Here is an 11,072-nt window from a genome sequence, read left to right as displayed (position 1 = left end):
GGTCGACGGTCAGCGCGAAACGGGCGTTGGAGAGCGTGTATTCGTGGCCGCAATAGATGGCCGTTTCAGCTGGAAGTGCAGCCAGCTTCTTCAGCGAATCATACATTACCGGCGGCTTGCATTCGAACAGCCGCCCACAACCCAGCGCAAACAGCGTGTCGGCGGTGAACGCCACGCTCGAGGCCGGCAAATAATAGGAAACGTGGCCGGCAGTGTGGCCGGGGGTGGCGATGACTTCGATCCTTTCATCGCCAAGATGGAGAACCGAGCCGTCTTCGACGGTCTCGTCGATGCCGGGGATCTTGGCCTTTTCGGCCTCCGGGCCGACGATGCGCAGCTTGAAGCGCTCCTTCAGCGCCAGATTGGCCTCAACGTGATCCATGTGATGATGTGTGGTCAGGATCATCGTCGGCGTCCAGCCGGTGCGCTTTATCGCGGCCAAGATTGGCGCTTCCTCGGGCGCATCGATGATCGCGGTCTGGCCGCTTTTGGGGTCATGCACCAGCACGCCGAAATTGTCGCTGCGGCACATGAACTGTTCGATTTCGACCGGCATCACATCTCTCCGTTATGGCCGCAGACATAGGGCGCTTGCGGGTCGATGTCATCCCGGATGTCGAATGACATTCCCGGAATGTCGGGTCGTCGCGGCCTTTTGTTGAAACCTGGCGACATCACGGCTACATCCCTGCCATGCATTCCGACATCGTCGATCTTCGCTCGTTCTATTCGACAACGCTCGGCCGGTTCGCCGAGCGTTCGATCACCATGGCGTTGTCGTCGATATGGGCGGCCGTTCCCAACGAGCGGCTGGTTGGTCTGGGCTACACCTTGCCGTGGCTGGAGCGGTTCGGCAGCGACGCCGAGCGGGTCTTCGCCTTCATGCCGGCAACGCAAGGCGCGGTGGTGTGGCCGGCGACGGGGCCGACGGCGACGGCACTGGTCTTCGACGAGGAACTGCCGCTGGTCGATTCCTGCATCGACCGCATGCTGCTCGTCCATTCGCTCGAACATGTCGAGAACCCGCGTGAGACGCTGAACGAGATCTGGCGCGTGCTGTCGCCGGCCGGCCGGGTGGTCATCGTCGTGCCCAACCGGCGCGGTGTCTGGGCGCGCTTCGAGCACACCCCATTCGGCAACGGCCGGCCCTTTTCGCGAGGCCAGCTTACGGAACTGCTGCGCGAGGCCAATTTCACGCCCGCCGCCTGGTCCGATGCGCTGTTCTTTCCGCCATCGCGGCGCCGTTTCATGATGCGCTTCCACAATGTACTGGAGCGCGCCGGCCGGCGGCTGTGGCCGATCTTTTCCGGGGTCATCGTGGTCGAGGCGCAGAAGCGGCTCTATCAAGGCGTGCCGGTGGCGCAGCGCGCATCGCGCCGCGTCTTCGTGCCGGTGCTGTCGCCGCATGGCGCCACCCGGCTTGGCCGTCACAAAGCGGATGCCAAGCCCTTGGCTGCGCGGGTGACGGCTTCGTGATCGCGGCAAGCGTGCCTGACGTCGTTTCCCTGCCTATCTGTCGCAAGCAGACCGACAGCCCATCCGGCAGCTCATACGAACGCCTGTCAAGTTTCTCCATCCGGTTGCAGCACTGACGCAAGGACCTCGGCCATGGCTGATCAACCGGACAATGCCGCCGCCGTTCAGCCGGTTGCCGTGGCGGTCGAGGCCAGCAGCCTGCACGATCAGGTGATGACGATCCGGCGGGCGCTTGCGGGATCGCCGGTTCGCAGATGGTTGCTGTGGACATCGGTCGGCATCATGGCCGTGATCATCGCAACGTCGATCGGCCAGGTTCTGCTCAACCGCTGGAACCAGCCTTTCTACGATGCGCTTGCCCGCCGCAACATGGCGGCCTTTTTGCACCAGCTCCTCGTCTTCGCGGCCATAGCCGGGGGACTTCTGGTGCTCAATATCGGCCAGACCTGGCTCAACCAGATGATCAGGCTCAAGCTGCGCGAGGCGCTGACGCTGGATCTGATCGATCAATGGATGCGGCCGGCGCGCGCCTTCCGTCTGGCCAATGCCGGCGCCATCGGCGTCAATCCCGACCAGCGCATGCAGCAGGACGCCGCGCATCTGTCCGATCTGTCAACCGATCTCGGCGTCGGCCTGCTGCAGTCGTGCATCCTGCTCGTGTCCTTCGTCGGCGTGCTGTGGGAGCTGTCCTCGGGCTTCGTGTTCCACATCGGCGGGACCTCGCTGGCCATACCGGGCTACATGGTCTGGGCCGCCATCCTTTACGCCGGCATCGCCTCCTGGCTGAGTTGGCTGGTCGGGCGGCCGCTCATCCGCCTGAACAGCGACCGCTATACACGCGAAGCCGAGCTGCGCTCCTCGATGGTGCGCGTCAACGAGAATGTCGATGCCATCGCGTTGTATCATGGCGAGGCCGACGCCAGGCGGCGGCTCGAACTCGATCTCGGCACGGTGCTGGGCGCCATGCGGCGCATCTACACCGCCCAGATCAACCTGTCCTGGGTGACCGACACCTATGGCTGGATCACCGTCGTGGCGCCCATACTGGTTGCTTCGCCTGTCTATTTCTCAGGTGATATCAGCTTTGGCGGGCTGATGATGGCGGTCGGCGCATTCAACCAGGTCCACTCCTCCTTGCGCTGGTTCATCAACAACATCGGCAGCATTGCCGATTGGCGCGCCACGCTGATGCGCGTGGCCGATTTCCGCATCGCGCTCGATGAAACCGATGCGTTGCACGACACCGAAAAGCGCATCGCCTTCGGCCAAAACGTCAGTGGCAGCCTGACTTTCGAGAAGCTCGAAGTGGCCTCGCCGGAGGGCTGCACCAGGCTCGCCGACCCGCATGTCGAAATCCGCCCCGGCGAGCGCGTCATGATCACCGGCGATCCCGGTGCGGGCAAGACGCTGTTCTTTCGTGCCATTGCCGGCCTGTGGCCATGGGGAAGCGGCCGGATCGGCCTGCCGGCGGGAGAAACCCCCATATTCGTGCCGCGCGTGCCTTATTTTCCGGTCGGCACATTGCGCGAAGTCCTCGATCACCCGAACGGCCCCGCGCCGGCGGACGATGCCGACATTTCGGCGGTGCTGGCCGAGGTCGGTCTGGGACGGCTATCCTCATCGCTCGACCGCGCCGGGCGTTGGGACCATGAGTTGGGCGATGACGAACAGCGCTCGCTGGCCTTCGCCAGGCTCGCGTTGCGGCAGCCGAAATGGGTGATCATCGACGAGGCGCTGGATGCATTCGACGGCCCATCGCTAAGACGCGTGCTGTCGATGCTCGAGAAGCGTTTGCCGGCGACAGCGATCCTCAACATCGGGCGCGGCCAGCACAACGACCACTTCTTCCCGCGCGCGTTGACGATCGTCAAGGATTCCGGTGCGCCAGCGCTGAAGCCCGCCCGCGTCAGAGCCGGCGCGATCGAACCGCCGCCAGTCGCCGCCCGCGGCAAGAAATGACCTGATATCCGGACGGGGAAGCAAAGCTTTATTTTGCCGTGATCGCGAGGGAAGCTCTTCGGGAGAACAACCTGGCGACGGCCATGCTTGATGCTCTGCGCCTGCTTGCCTGTCTTGCCTGCGCCCAGGCTGCCCCCGCCGCCTCGCCGCGGGATGCGCTCGCCGTCGACGTCGAGCTGGTGCTGGCAGTCGACATCTCGCTGTCGATGGACGAGAAGGAGTTCGCGCTGCAGCGCGCCGGTTATGTCGAGGCGCTGCGGCATCCCGACTTCATCAAGGCTGTCCGCGCCGGCGCCACGGGCCGCATAGCGCTGACCTATTTCGAGTGGGCCGGCACGGTGCGCGACGACGCGGTCATCGGCTGGCAGATCATCGATAGTGCCGAGAGCGCCAACAGCTTTGCCGACGAGGTCGCGGCGCGTCCGTTCCGCAGCTTTCGCGGCACTTCGATTTCCGGCGCGCTGGCCTTCGGTGCCGAGCTTTTCGACCGCACGTCTTTCCAGGGCGAACGTAGCGTCATCGACATTTCGGGCGACGGACCGAACAATATCGGACCGCCAGTCACCGCGACGCGTGATGCGGCGACTGCCAAAGGCATCGTCGTCAACGGCCTGCCGATCCTGATCAGCCCGTCGCCCACCTTCAGCCATCTCGACCAGTATTACGCGCAATGCGTGACCGGCGGGCCCGGTTCCTTCGTGCTGCCCATCTATGCCGCCGCGGAGTTTTCGACAGCCATCCGGCGCAAGCTGATCCTCGAAGTGAGCGGCATTCGGGACAAGGCGAGAATCACCCCCGTCGACGCGGCCAAGCCGATAGACTGCCTGCAGGGCGAACGGGACAGGCGGTTTTTATCGGATCCGTATTTTCCCGAACTTGACCGCTGAGCTCTCGATAGTGCGGTTCACGCAATCCGGAGGGAAAACCGTTCCACGATTTTCCTGGAGTTGCTCTGGGTTCAGGCGAGCCGGGCGCCACATTGGTTGCGAAACTCGTTGGAGAGATCGCGGCGCCAGCGTCGGCCATGGACATAGCCTTGCATCAATTCCGGCAGCGAGTAGCCAAGCGCTTTCGACGATCGGTTGGCCATATAGCCCTGGAATGCCTCCGGTATCCTGCCTCGCAGGATATCGGCGATGAGCTGCCGCGAGATCATGTAAGGCGGAATGTGCGGGTAGGCGTGGGCAATATGAGGATGTTTGCCCATCAGGTTCGCATAGGCCTCGACATAGCCGTCACGGCGGCCGGAAATCGAGTTCTCCGAATTGTATTTCGTCCAGTCGAGGTCCTCGGACAGTTGCGCACCGAAGCGCCGGGCAAGGCGCAGCAGCAATTCGCGATCCTGCATGCGGGTGATGTCGCTGTCGTAGCCGCCGATGGCCAGCAAGGCTTCACGGCGAGCAGTGATCGCGGAGCCGGCGATGAAGATGGTCTGCCCAACCAGCGTCCGCTCAAGCATTGCGGGGCTCACGAATGCCTCTGGGTTGGCGCAGTTTGTGATGCGATTGCCCTTCAGGGACACGAACGAACTGATCAGCACTTGCAGTGCAGGATTTTCATCGAACCAGGTCAGGGTTCGTTCAAGCCGGTGCGGCAAGTAGATGTCGTCGGAATCGAGGAACGTCACCAACGGTGCCCGCGCCCGCTCGATGCCGGCATTCCTGGCGGCGTTGGCGCCTCGCCATTTCGCCCCGACATAGATCAGCCGCGGGTCCTGGATGCGGGCCAGCGCCGCTTCGGTCCCATCGGTCGAACCATCGTCGACGACAATGTGCTCAAACCTCGACATGCTCTGGGAGAATACGCTTTCCACGGCGCGCAACACTGTTTCGCGTCGGTTGTGGGTCGGCGTAATGACCGTGATGAGAGGTACTGGATCGATCCCGGCCATGTCTGTCAGCTGTTTCCTGCGCAGGGTTGCGCGTCTGTCCAGGACTTTTCGATTTTCAGAACGGTCGAATGGATTGGACTTCCCTTTCTCTACACCACATCACAGTCGGCGCGACGCTATAAAAAACGACTGCCCCTGTCACCCACCGTGCCGGTACTCAATCCAGGCGAGACAACGAATCCCCGCTCTTAGCGTTCCAATTGCAACAGCACCGCCGCACATAGCATTACGAATCACCGTGGAAGCAACCCATCATGACAGATAGCATACATCCCATTACCTCAGACGTAATCGCTTAGCGCTCGGCCTTTGGTCAGATTGCCCATGCAGAGGCCGGCAACTCGGCTTCGATGACAAGGGAGTTCAGTCATGGCCGCTTACGCCGTCGCCCATATGCGCCAAGCCACAATGGGTCCGCAGATCGTCGAATATCTGCATAGGATAGATGCCACGCTGGAACCTTTCGGCGGCCGTTTTCTGGTCCATGGCGGCGATGTGGAGGTGATCGAGAACGACTGGCCTGGCCATCTGATCATCATAGAATTTCCCGACAGGCAGCATGTGCATGGCTGGTACAATTCGCCGGCCTACCAAGCGATACTGGCGCTGCGCACGGACAATTCGGAGGCCGATGTGGTGTTCGTCGACGGCGTCGAACATCCGCACAAGGCCACGGATGTTCTGGAGCAATCGCCGGATCAAGGATCAATTGGACGCTGAACTGCGGTTCAAGGAATGGCGGTACAGCGTCTAGCTATGCCCAACATAGTCTGGCACCGTTTCGATTTTGTCGCGAACCATGCCAGTTGCGAAACTGAACTGGCCCCAAAACGCCAAACCATAAAATGCCTGACCGACAATCAGAGAAAAGGGAACCTGCCAAAGCGGCATCCCGGTTTCCCGGGCATGGCCTACGATCCGTCGTGTCGTGCGCCATGACATGGTGAGCCACCGGCTGAAGGACTTGACTATCCGTCGCGTGCGGCTCGGCGAATTGAGCGCAACGAACTTCCGGTCGGCGTCGCGACCTGTAACCAGGGCGCGCCAGTAAAAGAACCGCCAGCCCCGCGGCGAATAGTGATAAACGCGTGCGTTGACATTATGAATTTTGTGGCCTTCCCGCAGCAGTTCGCGCATCAGCAAAGTGCAGGAAACCTTGAAGCCGTTATGTTTTGGAAAAGGGTGGCTGAGGATCCACTCGCGTCGAAACGCTACATTGTTGGCGTTGATCGCTCGCTTCGAGGCAAATCGCCCGTCACCACGGGCCATCGGGAAAAACCAGATCAACGCAAAGGTTCTTGAAAAGAAGTCGTCGTATGAAAGGTATGTATATCCGTTTGCGCAGATAACTTCAGAGTTTTCAAAGGGTTCAAGCAGTCCTGATAGCCATCCTGGTTCCGCGACCACGTCGGAATCCAGAAAGATGACGATATCTCCGTCCGATGCCAGCATACCGTTGTTCTTCAGGTCGTAATATCGGCCGCCAGGGAAAGCTGTGAAGACGAGTTCGGCAACCTGACCGAGCTGCGGGGCCTCATTCGAAATCTCACGACGCAACGCCTCTTTGTCCGACTCTGCTCCGCCGTGAGAGATGACGATCCTTGGTCGCGCTGAACCGGTTGCTGAAACCGATGAGATTTCCCGAGCCAAGGCCTTCATCCCAACGCCGATCTCGCCCCAGTCGATCGATTTTGCATTCTCCATTTCGACGACGAGTGAATAAGTTGCGCGTTCTTCGACCATTTTTTGCCCCCCCGAGCCGTCAGTGTGGCTATAGCCGCACTAGCCCGCTGTCAAACAGTCGACGCCATTTACACTGGTTCGCGATCGTCATACAGGGCGACTTTGCTCGGCGCCAAACACACTGTTGCTTGGCGAGTCGGGTCTTTGATCGGTGAGGAAATTACCGTTTCAGCAAGAACACTGCCTGCTGGCCGAAGAAATTCCAGAACCACCACGGCATCGACAAGCCGATCTTCTGGCCGGCGGCGTCGAGGGCGGTTGCCTTCTCGACTGTCGCGCCGAGTTCGTCGCACAGATTGACGAAATCGCGGATGGTGCAGAAGTGGATGTTGGGCGTGTCGTACCAGGAATAGGGCAGGTCCTTGGTCACCGGCATGCGGCCGTTGAGGAACAGCGACAGGCGCACACGCCAATGGCCGAAATTGGGGAAGGAGACGATGGCGCGGTTGCCGATCCTGAGCAGTTCGTCGAGCACCAGCTTCGGGTTGCGGGTGGCCTGCAGCGTCTGCGACAGGACGACGAAGTCAAAGCCCTTGTCGGGATAGAATTCGAGATCCTTGTCAGCGTCGCCCTGGATGACCGAGAGGCCGCGCGCCACACATTCGTTGACGCCGCGCTGCGACAGCTCGAGTCCGCGGCCGTCGACCTGCTTGGTGTCCTGCAGCAGTTCGAGCAGCGAGCCGTCGCCCGAGCCGACATCGAGCACGCGCGACTGTGGCGGGATGAGGTTGGCGACGACTTCGAGGTCGACGCGCTGGTCGCGGTTGACGCTCATGGCTTCGCCTCCCGCCTGGCGCATGATCCCGATCCGAAAAGCCTGCAATTTTTCCGGGTCATGCGCTCAGCCCTCTCGCTCGGGCCGCCGAGCCGATGAAGCCGTTTATCGCGGCAAACAGTTCCGGCTCGTCGAGCAGGAATGCGTCGTGGCCACGGTCGGTCTCGATCTCGACGAAGGATACCGATGCGCCGGCGGCGTTGAGCGCATGCACGATCGAGCGGCTCTCCTCGGTCGGGAACAGCCAATCCGAGGTGAACGACACCAAGCAGAAGCGGGTTTTCGTGCCGGCGAAGGCATCGGCCAACCGGCCGCCATGGTCTGCGGCGAGGTCGAAATAGTCCATCGACCGCGTCATGTAGAGGTAGGAATTGGCGTCGAAGCGATCGACGAAGGTCATGCCCTGGTGCCGAAGATAGCTTTCGATCTGGAAGTCGGCGTCGAAGCCGAAGGTCAGCGCTTCGCGATCCTGCAGATTGCGGCCGAACTTGCGGTGCAGGGCGGCTTCCGACAGGTAAGTGATGTGGGCGGCCATGCGCGCTACCGCCAGGCCCTTTTCCGGGCGTTTGCCGTGCTCGAAATATTTGCCGCCATGCCAGTCCGGATCGGCCATGACAGCCTGCCGGCCAACCTCATGAAAGGCGATGTTCTGCGAGGAATGGCGCGCGCCGGTGGCGATCGGCAGCGCCGAGAAGACGCGCTCCGGATAGCTCGACGCCCATTCCAGCACCTGCATGCCGCCCATCGAGCCGCCGAGCACGCAAAACAGTTTCTCGATGCCGAAATGGTCGATCAGCATTTGCTGCGCCCGCACCATGTCGCGGATGGTGATGATCGGCAGGTCGAGCCCATACGGCTTGCCGGTGGCCGGATTGGTCGAAGCCGGGCCGGTGGAGCCAAGGCAACCGCCGATGACGTTGGAGCAGATGACGAAGAAACGATTGGTGTCGATGATCTTGCCGGGGCCGATCAGCACTTCCCACCAGCCAGGCTTGCCGGTCACCGGATTGGTGCTGGCGACGTGCTGGTCTCCGGTCAGCGCATGGCAGACGAGGATGGCGTTGGAGCGGGCATCGTTCAGCGTGCCATAGGTCTGGTAGGCGATCTGGAACGGTGACAGCAGCGTGCCGGCGTCCAGCTTGAGCGGCTTGTCGGATCCAAAACGCAAAACCGGGCTCGACGGTTGGTCGACCTCGTTGTTGGTTTTGCGGGCACGCAGAACGGCCATGACATCCATCTCACACTTTGAGCCCACGCATCGCACTCGTCGAAAGTCGATGCCGATACGGGTGTCCGGCCGGCGCGGACAACAAAAAACCGGCATTGCGGTCGCAAAGCCGGTTACAGGATGCAAACGGCCCTTTAGCAAGTTGTTTAACGTGGCTGCAAGCCGACCGGCCAAATCACCACGGAAGTTCGCTCCCCTTCTAGGGCTGTGGCGCGCCGGCGTCAACGGCCTGCCTTGGGCGGGAGGCTGTCGCCTCTCGACATTGCAGGCCACGGCTTGTATTTCCGCTGCGGCTTCCCTCAGGAAGCGTTCTCGACGGATTTTGCGACATGAGCCAGACACCGGACCAGGCACGTCCAACCCCGCGCGCGGGCATCATGGACATAGACGCCTATGTGCCGGGCAAGAGCACGGCGCCTGCCGGCGTCGCCAAGGTCCACAAGCTGTCCTCCAACGAGAACCCGCTCGGGCCCTCGCCGAAGGCGATCGAAGCCGCGCGCGAGATTGCCGGCAAGCTCGACATCTATCCCGACGGCACCGCCAGGCGGCTGCGCGAAGCGATCGCCGAGGTGCATGGCCTCAACCCGCAGAACATCATCTGCTCCAACGGCTCCGACGAGATCCTCGGCCTGCTGGCGCAGACCTATCTGGCGCCCGGCGACGAGGCCGTCATCACCGAACACGCCTTCATGGTCTACAAGATCTACATCCAGTCGGCGGGCGCCGTTCCGGTGACGATCAAGGAAACAGACGAGCGCGCCGATATCGACGCCATCCTGGCCGCCGTCACGCGGCGCACCAAGATCGTGTTCCTCGCCAATCCCAACAACCCGACCGGCACTTATGTGCCGTTCCAGGAGGTGCGGCGGCTGCATGCCGGTCTGCCCAGGCACGTGCTTCTGGTGCTCGACGCGGCCTATGCCGAATATGTCCGCCGCAACGACTATGAGGCCGGCATCGAACTGGTCGGCAGCGCAGAGAACGTGGTGATGACCCGGACCTTCTCCAAGATCGGCCTTGGCGGGGCGCGGATCGGCTGGATGTACGGGCCGATGCACATCGTCGACGCCATCAACCGCGTGCGCGGCCCCTTCAACGTCAATGCGACGGCGATCGAGGCCGGCATCGCCGCCATTCGCGATCGCGCCCATGTCGAGCGCAGCGTGGCGCACAACGAGACCTGGCTGGCCTGGCTGAGTGAGGAATTCACAAAGCTTGGATTGCGGGTGACGCCCAGCGTCGGCAATTTCATCCTCATTCATTTTCCAGAGGACCAGAAACATTCGGCAGCGGCGGCGGACGACTATCTGACGGCGCGCGGCTATATATTGCGGCGCGTTTCGGGCTATGGCTTTCCCAACGCGCTGCGCATGACCGTCGGTACCGAACAGGCCAATCGCGGCGTTGTCGCCGCTCTCACGACATTCCTGAAAAGCTAGAAACCATGACATCACCGATGTTTGAAAAGATCGCGCTGGTCGGCATCGGCCTGATCGGCTCGTCGCTGGCCCGCGTCATCCGCCGCGAGGGCCTCGCCCGCCACGTATCCATCTCGACCCGCAGTGCGGCGACGCTGGCACGGGCCGAGGAGCTTGGGCTGGGCGATAGCTATAGCACCGATGCGAGAGAAGCTGTCCGCGATGCCGACCTGGTCATCATTTCGGTGCCGGTCGGCTCGTCCGGCACGGTTGCCGAGGAAATCGCGCCGGCGCTGAAGCCGGGCGCGATCCTCACCGATGTCGGCTCGACCAAGGCGTCTGTCATTGCGCAAATGCAGCCTTATGTGCCTGAAGGTGTCCATTTCATTCCCGGCCACCCGCTGGCGGGCACAGAAAAATCCGGCCCCGACGCCGGTTTCGCCGACCTGTTCGACAATCGCTGGTGCATCTTCACGCCGCTGCCCGACACCGACCCGGACGCGTTGGAGAGGCTGTCGGAGTTCTGGCGGCGCTGCGGCGCCAACATCGACACGATGGATCCCCAGCATCACGATATGACGC

General features: G+C 62.0%; 11 protein-coding genes and 1 riboswitch. Of the genes, 6 read left to right on the top strand and 5 right to left on the bottom strand.

Going from position 1 to position 11,072, the window contains the following annotated elements; genetic code table 11:
• Positions 1–556, bottom strand: a 556-nt coding sequence (gloB, locus tag EN994_RS05420) for a hydroxyacylglutathione hydrolase (RefSeq protein ID WP_127307427.1), incomplete at its 3' end; no start/stop codon positions are given.
• A gap of 137 nt (positions 557–693) precedes the next feature.
• Between gloB and EN994_RS05415 the strand changes: the two genes are divergently transcribed.
• The 3 genes from EN994_RS05415 (at position 694) to EN994_RS05405 (ending at position 4,322) form a co-directional block, all read left to right on the top strand.
• Complete coding sequence (locus tag EN994_RS05415) at positions 694–1,476, top strand: methyltransferase domain-containing protein (RefSeq protein ID WP_013529379.1); 783 nt, start codon at positions 694–696, stop codon at positions 1,474–1,476.
• A 132-nt stretch (positions 1,477–1,608) separates the two neighbouring features.
• Positions 1,609–3,435, top strand: coding sequence for an ABC transporter ATP-binding protein/permease (locus tag EN994_RS05410; RefSeq protein WP_063169102.1), 1,827 nt, complete (start codon positions 1,609–1,611; stop codon positions 3,433–3,435).
• Between the two features lie 83 nt (positions 3,436–3,518).
• The gene (locus EN994_RS05405; protein WP_063169101.1) at positions 3,519–4,322 is read left to right on the top strand and encodes a DUF1194 domain-containing protein; all 804 of its coding nucleotides are present in this window, start codon (positions 3,519–3,521) and stop codon (positions 4,320–4,322) included.
• Positions 4,323–4,393: 71 nt separating this feature from the next.
• Here the strand turns inward: EN994_RS05405 and EN994_RS05400 are convergent, their stop codons facing one another.
• Positions 4,394–5,326: a glycosyltransferase family 2 protein gene (locus EN994_RS05400; protein ID WP_013529382.1), complete on the bottom strand. Its 933-nt coding sequence runs from the start codon at positions 5,324–5,326 to the stop codon at positions 4,394–4,396.
• A 369-nt stretch (positions 5,327–5,695) separates the two neighbouring features.
• Here EN994_RS05400 and EN994_RS05395 point away from each other — a divergent pair, with 369 nt between their 5' ends.
• Positions 5,696–6,046, top strand: a complete 351-nt coding sequence (locus tag EN994_RS05395; RefSeq protein ID WP_013529383.1) for a DUF1330 domain-containing protein — start codon at positions 5,696–5,698, stop codon at positions 6,044–6,046.
• A gap of 30 nt (positions 6,047–6,076) precedes the next feature.
• Here EN994_RS05395 and EN994_RS05390 read toward each other — a convergent pair whose 3' ends face one another.
• The 3 genes from EN994_RS05390 to EN994_RS05380 form a co-directional block, all read right to left on the bottom strand.
• Positions 6,077–7,069 carry a glycosyltransferase gene (locus EN994_RS05390; protein ID WP_063169100.1) on the bottom strand — a complete coding sequence of 331 codons (993 nt, stop codon included), beginning with the start codon at positions 7,067–7,069 and terminating at the stop codon, positions 6,077–6,079.
• Positions 7,070–7,229: 160 nt separating this feature from the next.
• Complete coding sequence (metW, locus tag EN994_RS05385; RefSeq protein WP_013529385.1) at positions 7,230–7,844, bottom strand: methionine biosynthesis protein MetW; 615 nt, start codon at positions 7,842–7,844, stop codon at positions 7,230–7,232.
• Positions 7,845–7,902: 58 nt separating this feature from the next.
• Complete coding sequence (locus tag EN994_RS05380) at positions 7,903–9,072, bottom strand: homoserine O-acetyltransferase (protein ID WP_013529386.1); 1,170 nt, start codon at positions 9,070–9,072, stop codon at positions 7,903–7,905.
• A gap of 114 nt (positions 9,073–9,186) precedes the next feature.
• A riboswitch (SAM riboswitch) is annotated at positions 9,187–9,264 on the bottom strand.
• 137 nt (positions 9,265–9,401) lie between these two features.
• On the opposite strand from EN994_RS05380, the gene hisC reads away from it, so the two are divergent.
• Both hisC and EN994_RS05370 read left to right on the top strand, forming a co-directional pair.
• The gene (gene hisC / locus EN994_RS05375) at positions 9,402–10,511 is read left to right on the top strand and encodes a histidinol-phosphate transaminase (RefSeq protein WP_063169099.1); all 1,110 of its coding nucleotides are present in this window, start codon (positions 9,402–9,404) and stop codon (positions 10,509–10,511) included.
• A 5-nt stretch (positions 10,512–10,516) separates the two neighbouring features.
• Positions 10,517–11,072, top strand: a 556-nt coding sequence (locus EN994_RS05370) for a prephenate dehydrogenase/arogenate dehydrogenase family protein (protein WP_206530376.1), incomplete at its 3' end; no start/stop codon positions are given.

The organism is Mesorhizobium sp. M7A.F.Ca.CA.002.09.1.1 (assembly GCF_003998555.1).
Lineage (GTDB): Bacteria > Pseudomonadota > Alphaproteobacteria > Rhizobiales > Rhizobiaceae > Mesorhizobium > Mesorhizobium ciceri.
The sequence above is the reverse complement of the archived record's forward strand: the minus strand, read 5'-3'. Positions and strand labels throughout refer to the sequence as shown.

Coding starts and splice junctions, on each gene's coding strand:
- EN994_RS05415 (WP_013529379.1), top strand. CDS start 694: ATGCATTCCGACATCGTCGATCTTCGCTCGTTCTATTCGACAACGCTC.
- EN994_RS05405 (WP_063169101.1), top strand. CDS start 3,519: ATGCTTGATGCTCTGCGCCTGCTTGCCTGTCTTGCCTGCGCCCAGGCT.
- hisC (WP_063169099.1), top strand. CDS start 9,402: ATGAGCCAGACACCGGACCAGGCACGTCCAACCCCGCGCGCGGGCATC.
- metW (WP_013529385.1), bottom strand. CDS start 7,844: ATGAGCGTCAACCGCGACCAGCGCGTCGACCTCGAAGTCGTCGCCAAC.
- EN994_RS05380 (WP_013529386.1), bottom strand. CDS start 9,072: ATGGCCGTTCTGCGTGCCCGCAAAACCAACAACGAGGTCGACCAACCG.
- EN994_RS05410 (WP_063169102.1), top strand. CDS start 1,609: ATGGCTGATCAACCGGACAATGCCGCCGCCGTTCAGCCGGTTGCCGTG.
- EN994_RS05400 (WP_013529382.1), bottom strand. CDS start 5,326: ATGGCCGGGATCGATCCAGTACCTCTCATCACGGTCATTACGCCGACC.
- EN994_RS05395 (WP_013529383.1), top strand. CDS start 5,696: ATGGCCGCTTACGCCGTCGCCCATATGCGCCAAGCCACAATGGGTCCG.
- EN994_RS05390 (WP_063169100.1), bottom strand. CDS start 7,069: ATGGTCGAAGAACGCGCAACTTATTCACTCGTCGTCGAAATGGAGAAT.